The sequence below is a fragment of the Brevundimonas sp. genome (assembly GCF_013912065.1).
Taxonomy (GTDB): Bacteria; Pseudomonadota; Alphaproteobacteria; order Caulobacterales; family Caulobacteraceae; genus Brevundimonas.
The window spans coordinates 1-21891 of record NZ_JACESA010000018.1; the positions used below are offsets into that span (position 1 = coordinate 1).

Annotated in this window: 23 protein-coding genes; 10 read left to right on the forward strand and 13 right to left on the reverse strand. The window is 68.1% G+C overall.

Features of this window, described 5'->3' with window-relative positions:
• A partial coding sequence (locus H2037_RS14000) for a DnaJ C-terminal domain-containing protein (protein ID WP_292123217.1) occupies positions 1-373 on the forward strand: 373 nt, incomplete at its 5' end.
• Positions 370-1119 carry a 4-hydroxy-tetrahydrodipicolinate reductase gene (gene dapB / locus H2037_RS14005; RefSeq protein ID WP_292123220.1) on the forward strand — a complete coding sequence of 250 codons (750 nt, stop codon included), beginning with the start codon at positions 370-372 and terminating at the stop codon, positions 1117-1119. The genes H2037_RS14000 and dapB, both read left to right, overlap by 4 nt.
• 157 nt (positions 1120-1276) lie before the next feature.
• Here dapB and H2037_RS14010 read toward each other — a convergent pair whose 3' ends face one another.
• Positions 1277-1642 carry a hypothetical protein gene (locus tag H2037_RS14010; RefSeq protein ID WP_292123223.1) on the reverse strand — a complete coding sequence of 122 codons (366 nt, stop codon included), beginning with the start codon at positions 1640-1642 and terminating at the stop codon, positions 1277-1279.
• A gap of 144 nt (positions 1643-1786) precedes the next feature.
• Here H2037_RS14010 and H2037_RS14015 point away from each other — a divergent pair, with 144 nt between their 5' ends.
• Positions 1787-2710 (forward strand): DMT family transporter, encoded by a 924-nt coding sequence (locus tag H2037_RS14015; protein WP_292123226.1) that lies wholly within the window; start codon positions 1787-1789, stop codon positions 2708-2710.
• Here H2037_RS14015 and dut read toward each other — a convergent pair.
• Positions 2707-3165 (reverse strand): dUTP diphosphatase, encoded by a 459-nt coding sequence (gene dut, locus H2037_RS14020; RefSeq protein ID WP_292123228.1) that lies wholly within the window; start codon positions 3163-3165, stop codon positions 2707-2709. The genes H2037_RS14015 and dut overlap by 4 nt on opposite strands.
• The gene (gene coaBC / locus H2037_RS14025; protein ID WP_292123231.1) at positions 3162-4391 is read right to left on the reverse strand and encodes a bifunctional phosphopantothenoylcysteine decarboxylase/phosphopantothenate--cysteine ligase CoaBC; all 1230 of its coding nucleotides are present in this window, start codon (positions 4389-4391) and stop codon (positions 3162-3164) included. Before coaBC ends, dut begins: the two co-directional genes overlap by 4 nt.
• 116 nt (positions 4392-4507) lie before the next feature.
• On the opposite strand from coaBC, the gene H2037_RS14030 reads away from it, so the two are divergent.
• On the forward strand, positions 4508-5029 hold the full coding sequence (locus tag H2037_RS14030; protein ID WP_292123234.1) for an S-type pyocin family protein: 522 nt from the start codon (positions 4508-4510) through the stop codon (positions 5027-5029).
• Between the two features lie 40 nt (positions 5030-5069).
• Positions 5070-5945: an HAD family hydrolase gene (locus H2037_RS14035; protein ID WP_292123237.1), complete on the forward strand. Its 876-nt coding sequence runs from the start codon at positions 5070-5072 to the stop codon at positions 5943-5945.
• Positions 5946-6022: 77 nt separating this feature from the next.
• Here the strand turns inward: H2037_RS14035 and H2037_RS14040 are convergent, their stop codons facing one another.
• The 3 genes from H2037_RS14040 to H2037_RS14050 all read right to left on the reverse strand — a co-directional run bounded on the left by H2037_RS14040 (position 6023) and on the right by H2037_RS14050 (position 8137).
• The gene (locus tag H2037_RS14040) at positions 6023-6370 is read right to left on the reverse strand and encodes a PilZ domain-containing protein (protein WP_292123240.1); all 348 of its coding nucleotides are present in this window, start codon (positions 6368-6370) and stop codon (positions 6023-6025) included.
• A gap of 96 nt (positions 6371-6466) precedes the next feature.
• Complete coding sequence (locus H2037_RS14045; RefSeq protein WP_292123243.1) at positions 6467-7738, reverse strand: hypothetical protein; 1272 nt, start codon at positions 7736-7738, stop codon at positions 6467-6469.
• 60 nt (positions 7739-7798) lie between these two features.
• Positions 7799-8137 (reverse strand): hypothetical protein, encoded by a 339-nt coding sequence (locus H2037_RS14050; RefSeq protein WP_292123246.1) that lies wholly within the window; start codon positions 8135-8137, stop codon positions 7799-7801.
• 197 nt (positions 8138-8334) lie between these two features.
• Here H2037_RS14050 and phaZ point away from each other — a divergent pair, with 197 nt between their 5' ends.
• A complete protein-coding gene (phaZ, locus tag H2037_RS14055; RefSeq protein WP_292123249.1) occupies positions 8335-9615 on the forward strand; it encodes a polyhydroxyalkanoate depolymerase in 1281 nt (426 codons plus the stop codon).
• The gene (locus H2037_RS14060) at positions 9581-10309 is read left to right on the forward strand and encodes a SprT family zinc-dependent metalloprotease (RefSeq protein ID WP_292123252.1); all 729 of its coding nucleotides are present in this window, start codon (positions 9581-9583) and stop codon (positions 10307-10309) included. The genes phaZ and H2037_RS14060 overlap by 35 nt, the downstream gene beginning before the upstream one ends.
• Before the next feature lie 175 nt (positions 10310-10484).
• Here the strand turns inward: H2037_RS14060 and H2037_RS14065 are convergent, their stop codons facing one another.
• From H2037_RS14065 to H2037_RS14075, 3 genes are all read right to left on the reverse strand, one after another.
• A complete protein-coding gene (locus tag H2037_RS14065; RefSeq protein ID WP_292123254.1) occupies positions 10485-12581 on the reverse strand; it encodes a PBP1A family penicillin-binding protein in 2097 nt (698 codons plus the stop codon).
• Between the two features lie 106 nt (positions 12582-12687).
• Positions 12688-13311: a class I SAM-dependent methyltransferase gene (locus H2037_RS14070; protein WP_292123257.1), complete on the reverse strand. Its 624-nt coding sequence runs from the start codon at positions 13309-13311 to the stop codon at positions 12688-12690.
• The gene (locus H2037_RS14075; RefSeq protein WP_292123259.1) at positions 13308-14267 is read right to left on the reverse strand and encodes an alpha/beta hydrolase; all 960 of its coding nucleotides are present in this window, start codon (positions 14265-14267) and stop codon (positions 13308-13310) included. Before H2037_RS14075 ends, H2037_RS14070 begins: the two co-directional genes overlap by 4 nt.
• A gap of 166 nt (positions 14268-14433) precedes the next feature.
• On the opposite strand from H2037_RS14075, the gene H2037_RS14080 reads away from it, so the two are divergent.
• Positions 14434-15555 carry an aromatic ring-hydroxylating dioxygenase subunit alpha gene (locus tag H2037_RS14080; protein ID WP_292123261.1) on the forward strand — a complete coding sequence of 374 codons (1122 nt, stop codon included), beginning with the start codon at positions 14434-14436 and terminating at the stop codon, positions 15553-15555.
• Between the two features lie 191 nt (positions 15556-15746).
• Here H2037_RS14080 and H2037_RS14085 read toward each other — a convergent pair whose 3' ends face one another.
• Positions 15747-16763 carry an adenosine kinase gene (locus H2037_RS14085; RefSeq protein ID WP_292123263.1) on the reverse strand — a complete coding sequence of 339 codons (1017 nt, stop codon included), beginning with the start codon at positions 16761-16763 and terminating at the stop codon, positions 15747-15749.
• Positions 16764-16856: 93 nt separating this feature from the next.
• On the opposite strand from H2037_RS14085, the gene H2037_RS14090 reads away from it, so the two are divergent.
• Positions 16857-17729: a transporter gene (locus tag H2037_RS14090; protein ID WP_292123265.1), complete on the forward strand. Its 873-nt coding sequence runs from the start codon at positions 16857-16859 to the stop codon at positions 17727-17729.
• On the opposite strand, the gene H2037_RS14095 is transcribed toward H2037_RS14090, so the two are convergent.
• Positions 17726-19213: a PAS domain-containing methyl-accepting chemotaxis protein gene (locus tag H2037_RS14095; protein ID WP_292123267.1), complete on the reverse strand. Its 1488-nt coding sequence runs from the start codon at positions 19211-19213 to the stop codon at positions 17726-17728. The two genes, H2037_RS14090 and H2037_RS14095, sit on opposite strands and share 4 nt — an antisense overlap.
• Before the next feature lie 81 nt (positions 19214-19294).
• Here H2037_RS14095 and H2037_RS14100 point away from each other — a divergent pair, with 81 nt between their 5' ends.
• A complete protein-coding gene (locus H2037_RS14100; RefSeq protein ID WP_292123269.1) occupies positions 19295-19831 on the forward strand; it encodes a MarR family transcriptional regulator in 537 nt (178 codons plus the stop codon).
• Here the strand turns inward: H2037_RS14100 and nth are convergent.
• Together nth and H2037_RS14110 are read right to left on the reverse strand one after the other, a co-directional pair.
• Entirely contained in the window at positions 19828-20514 is a 687-nt protein-coding gene (nth, locus tag H2037_RS14105; RefSeq protein ID WP_292123332.1) for an endonuclease III, read from the reverse strand. The two genes, H2037_RS14100 and nth, sit on opposite strands and share 4 nt — an antisense overlap.
• A gap of 56 nt (positions 20515-20570) precedes the next feature.
• On the reverse strand, positions 20571-21887 hold the full coding sequence (locus H2037_RS14110) for an NAD(P)/FAD-dependent oxidoreductase (RefSeq protein ID WP_292123271.1): 1317 nt from the start codon (positions 21885-21887) through the stop codon (positions 20571-20573).
• Between the last annotated feature and the right edge of the window lie 4 nt (positions 21888-21891).

Genomic DNA, 21891 nt, shown 5'->3' on the forward strand with positions numbered 1-21891 from the left:
CGTGCCGATGACGGTCGCGGCCCTGGGCGGCGAGATCGACGCCCCCTGCCTGGTCTCCGACGCCTGCGACGGCAAGTGCAAGGCCGCCGTCGCCGTTCCCGCCGGCGCCCAGACCGGCAAGACGGTCCGGATCAAGGGCAAGGGGATGCCGCATCTGAACGGCCGCGCGCGCGGCGATCTGGTGGTCGAACTGTTCGTCGAGACCCCCACCGATCTGACTCCGCGTCAGAAGGAACTGCTGGAAGAGCTTGCCCTGTCGTTCGGCGAGGGGCAGAACCCACGCAATTCCAGCTTCGCCGGCAAGGCGAAGCGCTTCTGGGCCGACATTCTGGGTAATCAGGATGCGGACGGGTCGAAAGAGAACGCGGCTTGAGCGCCATCTTCCACGCCGGCATATCCGGCTATCGCGGCCGGATGGGTCGCGCGGTTTCCCAGGTGCTGGACGCGCGCGAGGACGTGGTCGTCGCCGCCCGTTTCGACTGGGGCGAAACGGCCGACATCTCGCTGTGCGACGTGATCATCGACTTCTCGACGCCGGACGCTTCGCTGGCCCTGGCCCAGGATGCTGCGGAACGCGGCGGCCCCAGCCTGGTCATCGGCTCGACCGGCTTCACGCCGGAACAGGAGGCCGAGCTGATGAAGGCCGCCGAAAAGATCGCCATCGTCAAAAGCGGCAATTTCTCGCTGGGCGTGAACATACTGATCGGCCTGGTCCAGCACGCGGCCCAGCGGCTGGACGCCCAGGACTGGGACATCGAGATCACCGAGGCCCATCATCGCCGCAAGGTCGATTCCCCGTCGGGCACCGCCCTGATGCTGGGCGAAGCCGCCGCCGAGGGACGGTTCACCGACCTGTCCGAGATCCGCTCCGCCCCTTATGACGGCGTTCAGGGCGAACGCGAGAGCGGCAAAATCGGCTTCTCCTCGATCCGCGCCGGCGGCATCATCGGCGAGCATACAGTCCTGTTCGCTTCCGAGGACGAGGTCCTGACCCTCAGCCATTCGGCCATCGACCGCTCCCTGTTCGCCAAGGGCGCGGTGGCCGCCGCCGCCTGGGTCCGCACCCGCGGTCCGGGACTCTACGACATGCAGGACGTGCTCGGTTTCAGGCAGGCCTGAACCGAGCTTTGTGCCTGATGGCGCTGTCGCCACGCGCTATGCTCGCGACGCGGTCGCTCGCGGCTTGAGCGCCGGCGTCGCCAGGTTGGCGGCGGTGTCGCGTTACTAGGACATGGCCGGGCCTCAAGTAACGCAAAGCGCGGTAGGCCCCCTTGGATCAGTGCGCCACTCGACGCCGCCTGAAGGCCGAACCGGTCAGAAGCGACTTGATGAAGAAGAAGATGGCGATGACGATCGCATAGCCCAGGAACAGGGCCAGGGCGGTCATCCAGAAGCCGACCGAGAGAATGTTCGGCAAGGCGAAGTCGCCCCCGTTCAGCACCGGCAACACCGCCAGCACGATCAGATGCACCAGGGTGGCGCCGAGAGCCGTCGACGCCAGCGAACGCCAATCCACCATAAGCAGAGCGGCGATGATGGCGATGATCAGGCCCATCACCTGGTTGACGCCGTCGAAGCCGGCGCTGGCCAGACCCGCGATTCCGCTCAGGAAGTCGCCGATCTGATCGATCAGATTTTCCACGTCGTCACTCCTGCAAAGAAAGTTTGAGAAAAGGCTTCAGCCAAGCTTGGGCGGTTCGTAACGGTTAACGCCGCTCATGCTTAAAGGCTCCCTCGCATGAGGCGGCCCCGCTTTCGGGCCGGGATCTTGGATCGACGGGACGACATGAAGGCCAGGAACAGCGTCGAGGACATCGCCGGCGGCATAGCGCTGAGGATCGCGGCGGCGGGCGCCTTCTCGGTGATGACGGCGACGCTGAAGCTGGCCTCGTTCGACGGGGTGGTGGCGTCCGAAATGCTGTTCTACCGCGCCTTCTTCGGCCTGCCCGTGGTGCTGGTCTGGGTCCTGACCCAGCCGGGCGGCCTGGCAGGCTTGACCACCCGCCGTCCCTGGGCGCTCGCGGGCCGCAGCGCCCTGGGCATCGTCTCGATCCTGTGCCTGTTCCAGACCCTGACCCTGCTGCCGCTCGCCGACGCCACGACCCTCAGCTTCACCGCCCCCATCTTCGCCACCCTGCTGTCCTTCCTGATCCTGAAGGAGGCGGTGGGACCGCGCCGCTGGGCCGCTGTCGCCCTGGGCTTCATCGGGGTGATCGTGGTCATGCGGCCGGGCGGGGGCGAACAGGCCGTGCCCCTGGCCGGGCTCGGATTCGCCCTGGCGGGGGCCGTGCTGACCGCCGGGGTCACCATCACCCTGCGCCAGTTGCGCGACACCGAACATGTCGCCGCCATCGTCTTCTGGTTCTTCGTCGCCTCTTCGGTCGTCGGGGCGGTCCTGCTGGTCTTCGTGGGCCGGATGCATTCCCCGGCCACCTTCGGGCTGCTGGTCGCCTCGGGCATCGCCGGCGGCCTGGCCCAGCTGTTCATGACGGCCTCGCTCAGGGCCGCCCCCGTCGCCGTGGTCGCGCCGTTCGACTATCTGCAGATCGTCGGCGCCGTCGTCTTCGGCTGGTGGCTGATGCACGCGACCCCGAGCCTCAACACCCTGGCCGGCGCCGCCCTCATCGCCGCCGCCGGCCTCTATACCGCCTGGCGCGAACATGTCCGCCGCAAGGCCGCCCTGATGCGGGCGAGCGCGCCGCTGGTTTAGCGGCCCGTCGATCCAAATCCGCCCGCCCCCCGCGCGGTCTCGTCCAGCGTCTCGACCTCGACCCAGTCCGCGCGTTCGTGTTTGGCGATCACCAGCTGGGCGATCCGCTCGCCGCGGCGGATGACGAAGGGTTCGGCGCCGATATTGGCCAGGATCACGCCGCACTCGCCGCGATAGTCGCTGTCGATAGTGCCCGGCGCATTGGGGCAGATGATGCCGTGTTTCAGCGCCAGGCCCGAGCGGGCCCGCACCTGGGCTTCGAACCCCAGCGGCAGCGCGATCTTCAGGCCGGTGGGGACAAGGGCGCGCTGGCCCGGCGCCAGGGTCATCGGCTGGTCCTCGGGCACCGCCGCCCGCAGGTCTATCCCGGCCGATCCCGTCGTCTCATAGGCCGGCAGGGGCAGGCCCTCGGCGTGGGGCAGGCGCTGGATCTGGACGGCGGTTGCGGCGGTCATTCTGAACTCTTGAAATGGTCGGCGATACGGGCCGCGACGGCCCGGGCTATGGCGGATTTCGACTGGCGCGGCCAGGCCTCGGTCCTGTCGGCGGTGACCAGCAGCACGGCGTTGCCGTCCGAGCCGAAGACTTCGTCGGACACGTCGTTGCCAATGATCCAGTCGCAGCCCTTCTTGGACAGTTTGGCCCGGGCGTTGGCCTCCAGATCCGTGGTCTCGGCGGCGAAGCCCACGACCAGTTTCGGCCGGTTCGGCCCCGGCGCCGCGATCCCCGCCAGAATGTCGGGGTTCTCGATCAGGGCCAGAGTCGGCGGGCCGCCCGGTCCCTTCTTGATCTTGCCGCCGGCGATGGTGTCCACCCGCCAGTCGGCGACGGCGGCCGACAGGACCGCGATCTCGGCGGGCAGGGCGGCTTGCGTGGCGGCCTGCATCTCCAGCGCGCTCTCGACGTCGATCCGTCTGACCCCCGGCGGAACACCCAGGGCCGTGGGGCCGGACACCAGGGTCACTTCGGCGCCCAGTTCGGCCAGAGCCGAGGCGATGGCGTAGCCCTGTTTGCCGCTGGATCGGTTGGTCAGGCCGCGCACCGGGTCGATCGGCTCGAAGGTCGGCCCGGCCGTGACCACCGCCCGCTTGCCCGCCAGCGGCCGACCGCCCGAGCCCGCCAGCAGGCCGACGATGGCGTCCAGGATCGCCGGAGGCTCAGCCATCCGGCCCGGCCCGTATTCGCCGCACGCCATTTCGCCCGCGTCCGGCCCGACCACGGCCGCGCCATGGAAGCCGTCGAAACCCTTCAGCCGTTCCACATTGGCCTGGACCGCCGGATGTTCCCACATCCGCACATTCATCGCGGGGGCCAGCAGCACCCGCTTGTCCGTCGCGATCAATGTGGTCGAGGCCAGGTCGTCGGCGATCCCGTTGGCGGCCTTGGCGATCAGTCCCGCGGTCGCGGGCGCCACGACCACCAGATCGGCCCAGCGCGACAGCTCGATATGGCCCATGGTCGTCTCTTCCCCGGCATCGAACAGGTCCGACCGCACCGGATGGCCGCTGAGGGCCGCAAGCGACAGGGGGGTGACGAACTGCGCCCCCGCCTCCGTCAATATGACCCGCGTCTCTCCGCCCGCCTTGGCGATCAGCCGCACCAGCTCAAGCGCCTTGTAGGCCGCTATGCCGCCGCCGACGATCAGCAGCAGTTTCCGGTTCGAGAGCGGGCGGTTGTCCATTCCTCCGTCTAGCGTCCCGAGGCGACGCCGTCGAGACAGACCACAAGAACATTGCGCGAACATTTAAGTTGTGCTTACGTCCCGTCAAACGAGCATTCAAACGGCGGGAGGTCGGGATGGAGTCTTACAATCGACAATGGGCGGGTGCGATCCTGGCGGGCTTGGCCCTGATCGGGCTGGCGGGATGCGACAACGCCTCGGCGGTCCAGACACGCGACCGCACGACCGAGGTCAGGCCTATCGCCATGGCCGCGACCGTGACGGATGCGGCGGCGGCCTCGACATCGCCCGAGGACAAGCCGGTGCTGACCGCCAACCGTCGCGAGACCGTCGACGCCAAGATCGCCCGGCTGTACGACCGCAACGGCGCCGATTTCGGCGCGGCTTCGGCCGAGGACTATCTGGCCAAGGTCACCGCCTTCACCACCAAGACGCCGCGCGACGTCGAGACGGTGAAACGCCCCAACGGCGACACCCTGATCTATCAGGCCTCGACCAACACCTTCGCCGTGGTGGCGCGAAACGGAGCGCCGCGCACCATGTTCAAGCCGACCACCGGCGCCGACTACTGGGCCGAACAGAAGGCCGCGGCGCCCAGCTTCGGCCAGCGGCGGCAATCGACGGATACGGCCGGCTGATATAGAGGGCAGGGTCCGACCGACGCTCTGGAACCCGCTCATGGCCGACGCTCCCGCCGCCCCGACCTCGCCGAAGACGCCCCTGCTGAAGACGGCGCTGATCTATGATTTCGACGGCACACTGGCGCGCGGCAATATGCAGGAGGTCAGTTTCATCCCCTCCGTCGGCATGGACATCGGCGCCTTCTGGGAAGAAGCCGAGCGCCTGACCAAGGACGCCGACGGCGACGGCATCCTGATGTACATGCAGTTGATGCTGCATCACGCGCGCCAGAACGGGTCGCCGGTGACGCGCGAGACCCTGCGCCAGCATGGCGAGGCCGTGGCCCTGTTCGAGGGTCTGAAGGACCTCAGCTGGTTCGACCGGATGAACGCCTTCGGCGCCCGGTACGGGCTGGAGATCGAACATTATATCGTCTCCGCCGGCCTGGAGGAGATGATCGACGGCACGCCGATCCGCCCCGCCCTGACCCACGTCTTCGCCTCCCACTATGTCTATGACGACAAGGGCGAGGCCGCCTGGCCCGCGGTCGGCGTCAACTACACCACCAAAACCCAGTATCTGTTCCGCATCAACAAGGGGGTGAAGAACCACTGGGAGCACGAGCGGATCAATCATTTCATCCCCGACGAGCAGCGGCCGGTGCCGTTCGACCGGATGATCTTCATCGGCGACGGCGACACCGATGTCCCGACCATGAAGATGATGCACACGAAGGGCGGCTTCTCGATCGCCGTCTATGACCCGCGCTCGAACGAGAAGGACCAGAAGAAGGTCTATTCCCTGATCTCCGAGGACCGGGTCAATTTCGTCGCCGCTGCCGACTATCGCGAGGGATCGGCCCTGGATCTGATCGTCAAGGGACTGATCGGCCGGATCGCCATCAATGTCGGCGCCATGCCGGCGGGGCTTTAGGCCGGACAGGCTCCAGATTAATGCTGGAGCGAAATCTGAGCTGAGCAGGCCTTGCGTCCAGCTCAGCCGATTTCGCTCTAGCGGCCGCCGGCCCGGAGCCAGGCGTCGCGCGCCCCGATCAGCCGGGCGGGGGCCAGACCGCGCAGGGACTTGGCGCCGGTCTGTCGCGCGCCCGCCTCCTGGCCCTTCTGCCAGACGACCACGGCGGGATAGGCGACTCCCTGGGCCACGTCGACCACCACGATCTCTGTCGGCAGGGCCGCGCCGCGATCCAGCCTCAACCGGATGCCGTTGTCGGAAAGGTCGGCGATGACACAGGCCGTCTCCACGCCGGGCGCGCAGACGATACCTCGCGAGTTGACGGCCCGCCGCGGCTGCGACCGTCGATCCGCCGAAGACGCGGGCTTGGATCCAAACATGCTCATGGCCTCAGAACGCGCGGCCTTCTCCCTCTCCGAAAGAAACGAGACCTCAGTGCCGGTAGCGGACTTTCGGCGGGTCAGGAAGAGCGAGCGGCGACATTACAGTTCCAATGTCCAGAGCAGGGTCCCGGCTCGTTCCGCCAGAACCGGCACGCCCAGCTCCCGGGCCGTTAGGACCGCCTCGTTCAAAATCAGGTTCAGGTTGCGCGGGGCCGCCCCGCCCAGCCGATGGCGCGCCAGGGCCAGTTCGGCCAAGCCGATCTGGTCCGCCGCCCAGTCCAGCGGCGCCGCGCCGACCAGACGATTGTGCAGACGGGCTTCCAGCATCTCCAGCCCGGCGAGATCGCATACGGCCTCGGCCAGAGCGATCTCGCGCACCATCCGGCGTTCGCGAACAAGGGCGCCGACGATCAGGCCCCGCCCCTGGGTCAGGGCCTCGGCCTGGTTCAGGACCATCAGGGGCATGGCCTCGTCGCCGGCGCGCAGCATCTGGATGACGGCCCAGTCCAGGGGACTGTGGTCGGGGGTGAATTGGTCGGCGGCGGCGTCGAACATGATCCGGCCCTGCGCCTGAGCCTCCGTATGGCCGGCGATGGCCGCCAGGGCCGACAGGCCGGCCCCGCACAGGGCCAGGGCGCGGGCGCGCGTCAAGGGGCGATGATCGGGCGAGGCGGCCTCGACAAGGGCGCCCAGATCGCGTCCGGCCTGATCGAGCAGCCGTGCGTCGCGCTTGATGACCCCGGCCTCCAGCGCCAGACTCGCCCGGTCCAGCCTCAGCTCGACGTCGGCCGCGCCCGATCCATGCTGGGCCGCGTCCATCAGGGCGGCGGCGTCCAGCAGGGCGCCCGGATCGCCGGACAGGCGCGCCTTGCGGGCCTTCAGCCGCGCATGGGTCGCATACAGGTCCGCCGCGAGACGGGATCGACGGGGACGGACGGCGGCGTCCAGCGTGGTCAGGGCCCGATCCAGATTGGCCGGCTCTCCACACAGGTCGAAACGCAACATCAGGGCCTGGGCCCTGTCGAGGGCGGCGCGCGTCGCCTGGTCGTCGCCTTGGGCGACGCGCGCCAGGCTGTCGGCGCAACAGTCGGCCCGATCCAGGCTGTCGACGGCGCCGCTGCGGCGGGCATGCTCGCGCCACAGGGCGGCGGCGCGGCTCTCGGTCTCGAAGGGCCGGGCGCAGGAGACCCGGCCGGCGTCGATGGACTCGCGCCTCGCCTCGGCGGCCAGCAGATCGACGCCGATCAGTTCGACCCAGCCCAGATCCTCGCTCTCGCGAGCGTGGGCGAACAGCTTGCGAAGGTCTCGGCCGAACTCGAACATGCGTTGGACGCCTCTCAATCCCGCTTCGGGACGAACGGTGCGTCCCACTTGGCTCTCAATGCAAACGCGACGCCGTGCGGGCGGTTCAGCTGGGCCTTAACGACGTTTTCAGTTCAGATCCGGCGTCTTGCGGCGGCACCGCTCCAGCGCGGCGCGGGCGGCGGGAGCGTCGGCGTTCAGTCGGCGCACGGCTTCGATCCGGGCGCGGGTCTGGTCGGCCTCGGCGGCGGGCGCGGACTTCCCCGCAGCGGTGGCGGCCTGCATCGCCGCCAGCGACCAGAACAGGGCGGCGTCATACAGGCGACGCCCTTCCGCGCTCTCTCCGCCTTCCAGTTCGGATGCGGCCTGGGTCAGGCCGGCGCAACGCACCGCCTCCTCGTAGGAGACGAGGCCGACGGTCGGCGTCTGCTGCATCAGCAGGCTGGCGAGGGTCAATGGGACCAACATCGAATGCTCCACGACGTCCCCCCGGACATCGCCGACATCAGACCACGTTCAGGCGACCGCGAGAAGGTCGAACCCAGGCGGCAATTGAACGGGACTGCGAATAACTGCCATGCAAGGCGGAAACCGGCTATGCTGCCGTGCAGCAAATGGCCCCGCCGACCGGGTCCCGGTTCCGGCAGGCCGAATAATGGATCGTCATGCTCTACACGTTTCATGAACTCGCCTATCAGTCGGCCCTCCCGTTCCGCATCGGAGCCCAGATGGCGCGGCGCTTCTGGACCTCGCCCTTCAATCCAGCGGCGGATACGGCCGTGGGCCGCACCGCCTATGCCTCGGCCGAACTGTTCGAGAGCGTCACCCGGCGTTACGGCAAGCCGGACTGGAAGCTGGAGACCTTCGACATCGGCGGCAAGACCGTCCGCACCACCGAACAGGTGATCTGGCAGAGCCCCTGGTGTCGCCTGGTCCGGTTCGCCCGCAATATCGGCGACCTTAAACGGGCCGGGAAACCGGCTTCCGGTCCCGCCGTCCTGATCGTCGCCCCGCTGTCGGGCCACTACGCCACCCTGTTGCGCGGCACGGTCGAGGCCTTTCTTCAGGACCACGACGTCTATGTCACCGACTGGATCAACGCCCGCCAGGTGCCGATGCTGGAGGGCCGGTTCGACTTCTTCGACTATATCGACCACGTCCGGACCATGCTGGCAGAGGTCGGCGGACGGCCCCACGTCGTCGGCGTCTGCCAGCCCGGCCCGCCCGTTCTGGCCGCCGGGGCGATCATGGCCGAGGATCAGGATCCGAACCGGCCCCTGTCCATGACCTTCATGGGTTCGCCCATCGACGCGCGCCTGTCCCCGACCGTGACCAACCAGCTGGCCGAGGAAAAGCCGTTTACCTGGTTCCGCTCGAACATGATCCATACCGTGCCCCTGCCCTATGCCGGGTTCGGGCGTCGGGTCTATCCGGGCTTCGTCCAGCTCTACAGCTTCATGTCGATGAACGAGGCGCGCCACCGCGACGCCCACTGGGACTATTTCAACAGCCTGATCGACGGCGACGGCGACGGGGTCGACAAGCACGAGGAATTCTACGACGAGTATCTGTCGGTGCTGGACCTGACCGAGGAATTCTACCTCCAGACCATCGATATCGTCTTCCAGCAGCATCTGCTGGCGCGCGGCCTGCTGGAGCATCGCGGAAACAGGGTGGATCTTTCGAAGATCACGGACATCGGCCTGATGACCGTCGAGGGCGAGAAGGACGACATCTCCGGCGTCGGCCAGACCCAGGCGGCGCACGCACTGTGCCCCAATATTCCCGACGATCGTCGGGTGCTTTACGTCCAGCCGGGCGTGGGCCACTACGGCGTCTTCAACGGCCGCCGGTTCCGTGACGAGATATATCCCCGTGTCCGCGACTTCATCGCCCAGAACGAGGCCCGCGGTGGCGTATCGCAACGGTCAGCGGCTGCCGCTTGACGCGGAGGGCGCGAACTCCGGTTCCGGCCCCACGCTCCGACTGTCCGTCAATCCCCGCGCCCGGCGTCTGTCGGTGCGGATCGACGCCCGCGCGGGCGAGGCCGTGGTCGTCGCCCCGACCGAGCGGGGTCTGACCCAGGCCGTCGCCTTCGCCCGCTCCAAGGGGGTCTGGATCTCCGAACGTCTGGCGGTGCGCCCCAAGAGCCGGCCGCTGGAGCCGGGCCAGGTCATCTCCCTGCGCGGTCGCCCCGTCCGGTTGGAGGCTGTGCCTGGCGCAGGCGCGGCCCGACTGGTCGAGGACGGGACCGTGATCCGCTCGGGCGGCGAGGGCGAGGCCTATGCCCGGCGGATCGAGAACCTGCTGAAACGCGAGGCGCGCCAGACCCTCGCGGACCGCACCGACGTCCATCTGCGCGCCCTGGGTCTGGCGCCGGTCACGATCTCGATCGCCGACACCAAATCGCGATGGGGCTCGTGCAGTCCGCACAATCGCACCATCCGCTATTCCTGGCGGGTCATCATGGCCCCGCCGCCAGTCATCGACTATCTGGCCGCCCACGAGGTCGCCCACCTGGTCCACGCCGACCACAGCCCGGCCTATTGGTCGGTGGTCGAACGGTTGGTCGGCGACCACAAGCCCTGGCGCAAATGGCTGAAGGATTATGGCGCCGCCCTGCACGCGGTAGGGCGGTGAACCGTCCCCTCCCCGCTTCGCGGGGAGGGGGACCGCCGCGCCTCTTCGCGCGGGGGTGAAGGGGTTCTTGAAGTCCCACTGACATCGGCGATGCGGCGAAGAGCCCCTCCGTCACGACGCGAAGGGCGTCGCGCCACCTCCCCGCAAAGCGGGGAGGTGGCGGCGGCGGGCGTGGTTAGAAGAACAGAGGGTCCGAACGTTTCTCGGCCGGCAGGCGGCCGTCGAGCTGCTGCTCGGGCGCGGAGCGGGGCGCCGGCTGGGGTGCGGCGGGACGGGCGGCCGGCTGGGGCGGGGACGTCGGCTGAACCGTCGCGCCCGGCTGTTCGACATAGGGCTGGCCCAGGCTGGGATCGACCGGCTCGACCAGGGCGCCGCCCTCGCCCAGGCCGGACATCAGGTCGCCGATGGGATCAGGCGCAGTCCAGCCTTCGGGCATGGGGGGGCCGTTCGGAATGGCCGGGGCGTTCAGGCGCGGCAGGGCCGCCTCCATGAAACCCTTCCAGATGGCGGCGGGCGACGAACCGCCGGTCACGCCGCGCATGGCGGTGTTGTCGTCCTTGCCGACCCAGACGGCGGTGACGAAGCCGCCGGTGTAGCCGACGAACCAGGCGTCCTTGTAATCCGAGGTCGTGCCAGACTTGCCGGCAAGGTCGCGCCCGGCGATGGCCGCGCTACGCCCGGTGCCCGAGGTCATGACCCCGCGCAGCATCTGGTTCATGTAGTAGAGGGACGGATTGTTGATGGCCTGGCCGCTCTGGCCGCTGGCGCGCTGATAGATGACGCGTCCCTGCGGCGTGCGGATGCGGCTGACGCCATAGGCCTCGACCCGGCGGCCGCCGTTGGCGAAGGCGTCATAGGCGGTGGCCATCTCCAGAGGCGAGACCTCGACGGCGCCCAGGGCCATGGCCGGCTCCAGGCCGATCCGGCTCTCGATGCCCAGGCGGCGGGCGGCGCGGGCCACGCTGTCGCGCCCCACCTGGTCGGCGACATAGGCCGCCACCGTATTGGTCGACTGGGCCACGGCCTGGGCCAGGGTCATGTTGCCGCTGAAGGTGTTGGAATAGTTCTTCGGCGACCAGTTGCCGATGGTGATCGGCTGATCGACCACCGGGGTCTGGGGCGTATAGCCAGCCTCGACCGCCGCCAGATAGACGAAGGGCTTGAAGGCAGATCCGGCTTGACGGCGCGCGTCCACGGCGCGGTTGAACTGGCTGTCGGCGTAGGAGCCGCCGCCGATCATGGCCCGCACCCGGCCGTCGCCGTCCAGGGCGACCAGGGCGGCCTGCTCGACCCCCTTGCCCTCGTCCCGGTCCAGGATGCGGCGCACGGAGCGTTCGGCCGCGGTCTGCAGCGTCAGGTCCAGAGTGGTCTCGACGATCATGTCCTCGGTCGGTTCGCCGACCAGGCCGCGGATCGACTTGTCCAGCCAGTCGATGAAATACTGGGCGTGCTGGGTCGCCAGGGTGCGCGAGACGATGACCGGCTGGGTCACGGCCTCCTCGCGTTGGGCGGCGGTGATTACACCGGCCTCTTCCATTTCGTTCAGCACGACGGTGGCGCGGGTCGCGGCCCGCTCGCTTTCGGACACCGGCGAATAGCGCGACGGCGCCTTCAACAGACCGGCCAGCAGGGCGGCCTCGCCGACGGTCAGGTCCTTGGCCGACTTGTCGAAATACCGCTGCGACGCCGCCTCGATCCCATAGGCGCCGGCGCCGAAATAGACCCGGTTCAGATAGAGGGCCAGGATCTCCTTCTTGGAGAATTTCATCTCCAGCCAGACCGCCAGCATCAGCTCCTGCACCTTGCGGCGCATGTTCTGGTCGGGGGTCAGGAACAGATTCTTGGCCAGCTGCTGGGTCAGGGTCGAGCCGCCCTGGACCACCCGGCCCGCGCGCATATTGGTGGCCACGGCCCGCATCATGCCGATCGGGTCGAAGCCGGGATGGTGATAGAAGCGCCGGTCCTCGATGGCGATGAAGGCCGCCGGCACATAGTCGGGCAGGGCGTCCAGGTCGGCGGGCGGCGCCATCTGGGTGCCTCGCGTCGCGATCAGGGCGCCGTTGCGGTCAAGATAGGTGATCGAGGGCTGGCGATCGATGTCGTACAGGGTCGAGGTGTCGGGCAAACCGCGCGCGAAGACGGCGAAGAAGACGACCAGGAAGATCAGGCCCCAGACGGCCAGCACCGCGCCCCAGTAGAGCGCCTGTTGCAACCGCGTGCGGGCCGGCTTCGCCCCGCCCTGCTGTCCGCCCCCGAACCCTGGACCCGCCATCGAATATCCTCAAGAACCGCGTATCGGCGGAATTAGCCCCACGGATGTGTACCCCGTATGAACCGCCGCCGAAACGGCCCCGCTGGCTTCACGCGACCGTGAGCGGTTATTTCGCCGAAAGAAAGGCGCGGCGGGCCAGCCAGACGCCCGTTTCCGCCCCGTCGGCCTCGACCTCCAGCCCGGCCGCGTCCAGCAGGATGCGATAGGCATCGGGGTCCAGACTGCCGTGATAGAGGGGTTCGCCTCGCCATTCGCCGATCGTGTCGCCATGGCCCGGCCCGGCGGTGAACATCAACCGGCCGCCCTCGCCGACACGGGCGGCCAAATTCGGCAGCACGCGCACCTGATCCTCGGGCGTGAGGTGGAACAGGCTATGCCAGGCCAAAACCCCCGCGAACCCGCCGTCCGGCAAGTCCGCGCGCATATCGCCCGTCGCCCAGTCGCCATTGGGCAGGGTCTTTTTCGCATGGGCGATCAGGGCAGGCGAGGAATCCCGTCCCATGACCTTGAACCCGCGCTCCAGCAGGGCCGCCCCAATCGGCCAACCGGAACCGCATCCGACGTCCAGAATGGACGCGCCGGCGGGCAGGCCGGCGACAAAGTGGTCCAGCCACCTCGCCTCGTCCAGCCCGTCGTCTCCTGGATACAGAAGGCGGCCGCGGTCGCGAATCCAGTCCGCCGCCTTGTCTTCATAGAGGCCGACGATCCGCAGGGCGGCCGGGTGGCTCATTTCGCCAGAAAGGCGTCCAGGGCGTCGTAGAAGGCCTCGGGCTGGTCGAACATGACGAAGTGGGCGCTGTCGTCGATGCGTTTCAGCTGGGCGCCCGGCAGGTTGGCGAAACTGGCCTGATAAATGGCGTCGGTGATCTGGGGCGTCATCCGGGGATCGTTGAACTTGACGTACAGGACCTCGGTCGGGACCGTGATCTTCGACAGTTCGGGGCGCAGATCGGTCGCGATCAGTTCGCGGAAGGCAGCGGCCGACACCTTCTGGTCGCTGGCGCGCATGTCCGCCAGCGCCTGTTCGCGGCGGCTCTCGTTATTGACCATGCCGGTGATGGAATCCGTCGCCCGGGCGACATAGGCGTCGCGCGAACTGTTCGCCTGGGCGGCCCAAATCTGGTCGGCGACCGGGGTCACGCTGTCGGCCGTCGCGCCGGGCTGGCCGAACATCGCCCCCATGAAGGGGATCATGTCGACGACCATCAGCTTGCCGACGCTGTCCGGATGGCGCGCGGCCAGCATCATAGCGATGGTCCCGCCCATCGAATGGCCGACCACGACCGGCTTCTCCAGCCCCTGTTCGGCGATATAGCGGGCGATCTCCTCGGCGACCGGGGCCGCGACCGGGGTCGGGGCGGCGCCGGTCTGGGCGTTGCCCTCGGCCGGAGCGCCGGCGAAACCCTGGACATGGATGCGGTGGACGCGCCAGCCGGCGCCGTCCTGAGCCGCCAGATGATCGACCGTCCCCTGCCAGACCTCGGGCGAGGAGCTGAGGCCGGGGATCAGGACGATGTCGCGGCCCTGGCCCTCCACCCGCACATGGATTCGGTCCGAGACGAAGTCGGCATGCTGATGGTCGCCATGCGCATGGCCGTGTTCGGGATGGACGCCATGGCCGTCCTGGGCATGGGCGGCGGGCGCGGCGACAAACAGGGCGGCGGCGAAGGCGACGGTGCGGATCATGGCGAAACTTCCCTTTGAGACAGCCTGATCGGCGTTCTTTGATCCGTTCATAAACCATCCCCCGTTCGCGGGGGAAGACGCCTCTTAGAGGCGCATGGACAAACCGCCCTGCTTCCTCGCGCGCTGGCCTCTATGGCTGCCGCTCTCGCGCTGATAAAAAGCGCAAATGACCGCCGCTCCCGTCCAGCCCCCCAAAGCCGAAGCCGCTCCGTCCAAGGCGGGCGCCTCGCCGTTCGGCAAGGGGTTCGTCGCCGACGCCTGGTATTTCGTCGCCTTGGCCCGCGACGTCGCCCCCGCCGGGCTGAAACGTCATGAGATCATGGGCGAGCCGGTCCTGGTCGGCCGCACCCGCGCCGGCGCCGTCTATGCGATGCGCGACATCTGCCCCCACCGCGCCGCGCCCCTGTCGGCCGGCAAGCTGGTGGATAAGCCGGGCGAGGGCGAGACGATCGAATGCCCCTATCACGGCTGGCGGTTCCGGCCCGACGGGGTCTGCGCCGCCATTCCCTCCCTGGTCGAGGATCAGGCGTTCGAGGCCAGCCGCATCCGCGTCCGGTCCTATCCCGTCCGTGAAAGCCAGGGCATGGTCTTCGTCTGGATGGCCTCGGACGCCCGCAATCCGATGGAGCCGGACCACGAACCGCCGGTCTTCCCCGGCGTCGTCGGCGGCGGGGCCAAACTGGTCGAGACGATGGAGTTCGACAGCCATATCGACCACGCCGTCGTCGGCCTAATGGACCCGGCCCATGGCCCCTATGTCCACCAGCAATGGTGGTGGCGGTCCGAACATTCGATGCACGAAAAGTCCAAGGCCTTTGTCCCGACCGAGTGCGGCTGGGCCATGGTCCGCCACGCCCCTTCGTCGAACAGCCGCCTCTACAAGATCCTGGGCGGCGCCCCCGCTACGGAGATTAGTTTCCGCCTGCCCGGCTATCGTTGGGAACATATCCAGGTGGGCGAGAAACAAGTCCTGGCCCTGACCTGCCTGACCCCGATCAGCGAGACCAAGACCCGGATCACCCAGATATTCTGGTCCGACCATTGGGTCTTCGACCTGGCCAAACCCTTCCTGCGCATGGGGGTGGTCGCCTTCCTGAAACAGGACGGCGGCATGGTGAACCTGCAGAACGAGGGCCTGCGCTATGACCCCGCCCTGATCTGGATCGACGACGCCGACAAACAGGCCAAATGGTATCAGCAGCTGAAACGCGAATGGGCCAAAAGCCGCGCCGAGGGCCGGGCGTTCGTCAACCCGATCGAACCGACGACCCTGAGGTGGAAGAGCTGACGTCGGCGACGCGGTTTAGAGCCCCTCCGTCACGGCGCTGAAGAAGCGCCGCGCCACCTCCCCATGAATGGGGAGGAGACAGACCTCGCCGTCCCACTGTCTCCTCCCCGCTTTGCGGGGAGGGGGACCGCCGCGCCTCTTCGCGCGGGGGTGGAGGGGCTCTGAACGCCCCACCGCCATCAGCGATGCGCTTAAAGCTTCAACCCGGCTTCGGTCGCCAGGTCGGACAGTTTCACCATCGGGCGCGGGCCCCAGTGGGCGATGACTTCGGACGCGGCCAGCGAGCCCAGTTTCCCGGCCTCTTCCAACGACAGACCACGCGCCAGACCCAGCAGGAAGCCGGCCGCGTACTGGTCGCCGGCGCCGGTGGTGTCGATCACCTTGGCGACCGGATAGGCGGCGACCGTCACGCGCTCGGCGCCCCGGATCACCACCGAACCGTGCTCGCTGCGCGTCACGGCGGCGATCTCGACGATTTCGGCCAGTTTGGCGGCGGCGGCGTCGAAGTCGTCGGTTTCGAACAGGGCGCCCAGCTCGGCCTCGTTGGCCAGGACGATGTCGGCCGACTGTTCAATGAACTCCAGCAGCTCGGCGCGCCAGCGGGCGACGACGAAGGTGTCGGACAGGGTGATGGCGACCTTGCGTCCCGCCTTGTGGGCGGCGGCGGCGGCGCGTTCGAAGGCGGCGCGGGCCGGGGCCGGGTCGAACAGATAGCCTTCCAGATAGACGATGGCGCTCGACGCGATCAGGGCTTCGTCGATGTCGTCGGCGAACAACTGGTTGGCGGCGCCCAGGAAGGTCGCCATGGTGCGCGCGCCGTCCGGCAGGACGTTGATCAGGCAGCGGCCGGTGCCGAAGCCCTTATCGGCCCCGCCGGTCAGGACCGGGGTGTCGAAATGGACGCCGGCGGCGCGGATGTCGTGGCCGAAGACCTCGCCCAGCGTATCGTCGGCGATCTTGCCGATATAGGCGGCGCGGCCGCCGAACGAGCCGACGCCGGCCACCGTATTGCCGGCCGATCCGCCCGAGGCTTCCACGCCCGGGGCCATGGCCTCGTACAGGGCCGCGCTGCGTTCGGCGTCGACCAGCTGCATCGAGTTGGGGGCCAGGTCCTGGGCCGTCAGGAAGGCGGCGTCGCAGGGGCTGAGCACGTCGACGATGGCGTTGCCGACGGCGCAGACTTCATATTGGGCGGTGTTCTGGGTCATGATCGCGCCTTAGCCGCTCGTCGCCGCCGCGTCACCCGAAATCCCATAAGGAAGCCCTTATATGTCGCCTCCAGGTGCGATAGGCAGGCGACCATGACCCAGATCGCCGTCCTGACCCCCGATCCCGACGACCACACCTATGTCGGCCGCTGGCCCAGCGTGCTGGACCGGCTGAAGGCGACGCTGGAAGGAACGGGCGCGACGGTCGTCGCCACGCCCTGGACCGACCATGTCGAGGAGGCCTCGGGTCTGGCGGCCCATGACCTGATCCTGCCGGTCATCGCCTGGGGCTATCACCGGGATCACGGCCGCTGGCTGAAGGCCTGCGCGGCCTGGACCGAGGCAGGGCTGCCGGTCGCCAATCCGGCCGAGGTGTTGCGCTGGAACTCGGACAAGACCTATCTGGCGCGCCTCGCCGACAAGGGCGTGCCGATCCCGCCGACGCGCTGGAGCGAGCGGGTCGATCAGGATCAGGTCGAGGCCGCCTTCGCCGAGACCGGGGTCTCGACCCTGATCGTCAAGCCGACGGTGTCAGCCGGCGCATTCCGCACCCTGCGCCTGTCGCGCGGCGACGTCCTGAGCGATGCGCCCGAAGGCCCAGCGATGATCCAGCCCTATCTGAAGTCGATAGAGACCGAGGGCGAGACCTCGCTGCTCTTCTTCGGCGGACGGTTCAGCCATGCGGTGAACAAACGCCCCGTGCCCGGCGACTTCCGCATCCAGATCCAGTTCGGCGGCCTCTATACAACAGTGACGCCGGACGCCCATGCCATGGCCCTGGCCGAACAGGTGCTGGCGGCCGTCGACGAGCCCCTCCTTTACGCCCGCATCGACCTGGCCCGCGACGACGCCGGCGCCTGGGTGCTGATGGAGGCCGAACTGATCGAGCCTGACTTCTATCTGGACCACGACCCGGCCAACGGCGCCGGTTTCGCCCGCGCCGTGCAGGATCGGTTAGCCGTCTAGAAGCTCTCCCAGTCCCCACCGCCGCCGCCCGAGGCGACCAGACGCGGCCGGGCGGGCGTGGTCTGGGCGGCGAAGGCCTGGATCCGCGCCTGGGCCTGGCGGATCGGGGCCGGCGCCTGGTCAGATCCCTCTTCGCTGACCTGGAAACGTCCAACCAACTGGGCCAATTCAGTCGCCTCGCGGTTCAGGCTCAGGCTCGCGGCGGTCGATTCCTCGACCATCGCAGCATTTTGTTGTGTGACCTGGTCCATCTCGTTGACGGCCGTATTGACCTCGGCCAAGGCGAGGGCCTGCTCCTGGGTCGAGGCGCGGATTTCGCCCATCAGATGGGTGATCTCATTGATGCGCACGGCGATGCCCGACAGAGCGTCACCCGATTCCCGCACCAGCACGACACCGCTCTTGACCTGATTGCTGCTGGTCGAGATCAGGGTCTTGATCTCGCGCGCCGAGTCCGCCGAGCGCTGGGCCAAGGCGCGCACTTCGGACGCCACCACGGCGAAACCGCGACCGGCCTCGCCCGCCCGCGCCGCCTCGACCCCGGCGTTCAGGGCCAGCAGATTGGTCTGGAAGGCGATCTCGTCGATCACGCCGATGATGTCGCCGATCTGTTTCGAGGACGTCTCGATCTCGCCCATGGCGGAAATGGCGCGTTGAACGACGCCCCCGCCGGTTTCGGCCTGGGTCCGGGTCTGGCTTACGACCGTATCGGCGGACTGGGCGTTCTCGGCCGCCTTGCGGACGGTGGCGGTGATCTGATCCAGGGCGGCGGCGGTTTCCTCCAGTCCGGCGGCCTGACGTTCGGTGCGGCGCGACAGGTCCTCGGCCGCGCTGCTGATCTCGTTCGCGCCCGACAGCATCGAACCGGCATTGTTGCGAATGACCCCCACCGCGTGATCCAGCGACGTCATCGCCCGGTTGAAGTCCTCTCGCAGGATCGCATAGTCACCCGGGAAGGCCTCTTTGATACGGTAGGACAGGTCGCCCGCCGCCAGAGCCGACAGCCCCCGTCCCGTGGCCTGGACCACCGACGACTGAGTCTCGGCCGCAATGCGATCGGCCTCGGCGCGCCGTTCGCGCTCCACCTCCACCGCCGTCACGTCGGTGGCGAACTTGACCACCTTATAGGGTTTGCCGTCGGCGCCGAAGATCGGGTTGTAGCTGGCCTCGATCACCGCTCGGGCGCCGCCCTTGCCGTAACGCTCGAACTTGTCGGTGATGAATTCGCCCCCGTTCAAGCGCCGCCAGAACTCCAGATACGCGGGAGCTTCACTCGCAGAGGGGTCAATGAACATCCGGTGATGGCGTCCCTGGACCTCGTCCAGGCTGTAGCCCATCACGGCCAGGAAATTTTCGTTGGCCGTAATGATCGTGCCATCCAGCTCAAACTCGATCACTGCCTGGGCGCGCTTAATGGCGGCTACGACCTCGCGGAGCTCCTGCAACTCTTCGATATTACGACGGCTCTGGCGGTTGCTGAACAATTTGTCTGCTCCTTCTGAACAGTTGCAAACTGAAGCAATCTTGCTAACAAATGATTATATCATTTCTGATATTCTTTTCCCATGCAGATACTCGAACGCCTTCTGGCTTTTCCGCCCGTTCGTCATAATCTACTGGGGGTCATGGATACAGCACCGACAGTTCACGGACGGGTCCCCGATCTGGAGATCGACTCGCAGTTGTGCCTGGCGCTTCAGACGACCAGCAGCCTGGTGACGCGAATTTACCGTCGCCTACTGGACCCGCTGAATCTGACCCACCCCCAGTATCTGATCCTGCTCGCCCTGTGGGAAACCGACCGCCCCCTGACCATGGGCGAGCTTGGTCGCCGCACTCACATGGATCCCGGCGCCCTGAACCCCCAGGTCAAGAAGATGGAACCCGCCGGCCTTTTGGAACGCCGAAGGGACGAGACGGACGAGCGCAAGGTCTGGATTCAGCCCACCCCTAAAGCCTGGACTCTGCGTGAAGAGGTTCTGGACGTCCGCCGCGAGGTCGTAAAACGCCTGCCTCTGTCCGAACAGCAGATCGTCAATCTGCGCGATCTTCTTCACAAGATGATCGAAGATATGGACTCGGACGACGTCCGCCTCGCCTAGCCCGCCTCGCCCAAGGCCATCAGCCCCGCCCGCGACGGACACAGGTCGGCGATGACGCAGGACCGGCATTTGGGCTTGCGCGCCGTGCAGGTGTAGCGGCCGTGCAGGATCAGCCAGTGGTGCGCCTTGGGCAGCCAGTCCTCGGGCACGACCTTGAACAGCTGGGCCTCGACCTTGTCGGGCGTGGCGGCGTTGGCCAGACCCAGCCGGTGGGAGACGCGGAAGACATGGGTGTCGACGGCGATGGCCGCCTCGATCCCCAGTTCGTTCAGCACCACGGAGGCGGTCTTGCGCCCCACGCCGGGCAGGGCCTGCAGGTCCGTCCGGTTCAGCGGAACCTCGCCCCCGTGCCGCTCCAGCACGATCCGGCTTAGAGCGATGACGTTGCGGGCCTTGCCGCGATAGAGGCCGATGGAGGCGATATAGGGGACCAGCCCCTCCTCCCCCAGGGCCAGCATCTTCTGCGGCGTGTCGGCGACCTGGAACAGCCGGTCGGTCGCCTTGTTGACCGAGACGTCCGTGGCCTGGGCCGACAGAGCCACGGCGACGACCAGGGTGAAGGGGTTGGAGAAGTTCAGCTCGGTCTTCGGGTCGGGCATGACCCCCGCCAGACGTTCGAAGATCGCCTCGACCCGATCTTCGTCCGGCGGCCAGGCCAGGACGGGAATGGCCGCGCCGGTCATGATCGACGGGCGTTTGACGGTCTGTTTCACCGGAGGTTTTCGGGCCTTGGGCGGCTTCATGCCTCGCTGTCGCCGTCGTCGCGGCGCGGGTCAAGACCCAGGCTTTCAAGGACCGCGTCCGCCGCCCGCTCGCCCTCCATCCACGCCCCGTGGGCCGTGCCGTAATAGACAGGGGCGGTGGCCTCGCCCGCCAGGAAGATCCGGTCCTCGACGGCGCCGCGTAGTTTGGCCCGGTCGCCGGCATGGCCCGGCAGGGCGTGGGAATAGGCTCCGCGCGACCAGGGATCGACGCCCCAGCCGCTGACCGCCACGGCCTCCAGCCGTCGGCGCATGTCCGACCCCAGGGCCGCGACCAGTTCGGAGACGGCGAAATCGACCACGGCCGCCGGTCCCTGCGCCTCCAGCCCCCAGGCCAGGTCGGCGCCGAAATAGGCTTCGATCATCGGCCGCCCGAACGGCCGCAGATGATAGCCGCCGGTCTGGGCCGTATCGCCCCTAACCCACAGCTGGGTGTCGGGCTGGAAGTCGCCCGCGCCCCGCACGGTCATATGCACCTTGGACGCCAGGCCCAGGGGCACGCCGGCGGTCGCCTCCAGCAGGGTCGGAACCGGCGGATCGATGCGGACGGCCTCGGTCGCGATCAGGCTGTTGGGGACGGTCAGGATCACCGCCCGAGCCGTCAGCTCGCCCCGACTGGTCTCAAGCCGCAGCAAAGGGCCGGACCGATCGATCCGCCGCACCGCGCAGTCCAGCACGACCCGTCCCGACACAGCCTCCCCCAGCCGGGCGATCAACCGGCCATAGCCTTCGCGCACCCGCCAGTTCACCCCGGTGTCGCCATAGGCGTCGTAGTCCAGGCTAGAGACCTCGGCGAAACGGGCGCCGTTCATGGCGCCCGAGATGGCGTCGATACGAGCGTTCCAGCGGCCGTCGGGATCGAAGAAGTCAGAGGCGGGCCGGTCCTCGCCCAGGCCAGCCCGGAAAAGGGCCGCCGCCTCCGACACCCGCTGGTCGAACGCGTCGAAGGCCTGGCGAAAGTCCGCCTGGTCGGCGGGCGTCATCTCGTGATCGAAGGCCTGGGTCCGCCACGGCGGCGGGGTCTGGTCCAGCGTCAGCCCCTCGGCCTCGACCCGACCGGCCAGGACATTATCGTCGGCCGAATGCAGCCAGCCGCAACCCATGTCGAGGCCCTCGCCCTCGACCCTCTGGGTCCAGGCCCGTCCGCCCAGGCGATTGCGGGCCTCGAGAACCAGAAGGGACAGGCCGGGGCGGATCAGCCGCTGCGCGGCGGCGATCCCGGCGGCCCCGGCGCCGATCACGACTACACCGACCTGAGAGGGCAGCGGGTTCGAGGCAGGGAGGCGGTCGATCATGCGC

What these genes read in the sequence shown, in the direction of transcription:
- H2037_RS14015 (WP_292123226.1), top strand. Translation starts at nt 1,787, where the DNA reads ATGAAGGCCAGGAACAGCGTCGAGGACATCGCCGGCGGCATAGCGCTG.
- dut (WP_292123228.1), bottom strand. Translation starts at nt 3,165, where the DNA reads ATGACCGCCGCAACCGCCGTCCAGATCCAGCGCCTGCCCCACGCCGAG.
- coaBC (WP_292123231.1), bottom strand. Translation starts at nt 4,391, where the DNA reads ATGGACAACCGCCCGCTCTCGAACCGGAAACTGCTGCTGATCGTCGGC.
- H2037_RS14030 (WP_292123234.1), top strand. Translation starts at nt 4,508, where the DNA reads ATGGAGTCTTACAATCGACAATGGGCGGGTGCGATCCTGGCGGGCTTG.
- H2037_RS14035 (WP_292123237.1), top strand. Translation starts at nt 5,070, where the DNA reads ATGGCCGACGCTCCCGCCGCCCCGACCTCGCCGAAGACGCCCCTGCTG.
- H2037_RS14040 (WP_292123240.1), bottom strand. Translation starts at nt 6,370, where the DNA reads ATGAGCATGTTTGGATCCAAGCCCGCGTCTTCGGCGGATCGACGGTCG.
- H2037_RS14050 (WP_292123246.1), bottom strand. Translation starts at nt 8,137, where the DNA reads ATGTTGGTCCCATTGACCCTCGCCAGCCTGCTGATGCAGCAGACGCCG.
- phaZ (WP_292123249.1), top strand. Translation starts at nt 8,335, where the DNA reads ATGCTCTACACGTTTCATGAACTCGCCTATCAGTCGGCCCTCCCGTTC.
- H2037_RS14065 (WP_292123254.1), bottom strand. Translation starts at nt 12,581, where the DNA reads ATGGCGGGTCCAGGGTTCGGGGGCGGACAGCAGGGCGGGGCGAAGCCG.
- H2037_RS14070 (WP_292123257.1), bottom strand. Translation starts at nt 13,311, where the DNA reads ATGAGCCACCCGGCCGCCCTGCGGATCGTCGGCCTCTATGAAGACAAG.
- H2037_RS14075 (WP_292123259.1), bottom strand. Translation starts at nt 14,267, where the DNA reads ATGATCCGCACCGTCGCCTTCGCCGCCGCCCTGTTTGTCGCCGCGCCC.
- H2037_RS14080 (WP_292123261.1), top strand. Translation starts at nt 14,434, where the DNA reads ATGACCGCCGCTCCCGTCCAGCCCCCCAAAGCCGAAGCCGCTCCGTCC.
- H2037_RS14085 (WP_292123263.1), bottom strand. Translation starts at nt 16,763, where the DNA reads ATGACCCAGAACACCGCCCAATATGAAGTCTGCGCCGTCGGCAACGCC.
- H2037_RS14090 (WP_292123265.1), top strand. Translation starts at nt 16,857, where the DNA reads ATGACCCAGATCGCCGTCCTGACCCCCGATCCCGACGACCACACCTAT.
- H2037_RS14100 (WP_292123269.1), top strand. Translation starts at nt 19,295, where the DNA reads ATGCAGATACTCGAACGCCTTCTGGCTTTTCCGCCCGTTCGTCATAAT.
- nth (WP_292123332.1), bottom strand. Translation starts at nt 20,514, where the DNA reads ATGACCGGCGCGGCCATTCCCGTCCTGGCCTGGCCGCCGGACGAAGAT.
- H2037_RS14110 (WP_292123271.1), bottom strand. Translation starts at nt 21,887, where the DNA reads ATGATCGACCGCCTCCCTGCCTCGAACCCGCTGCCCTCTCAGGTCGGT.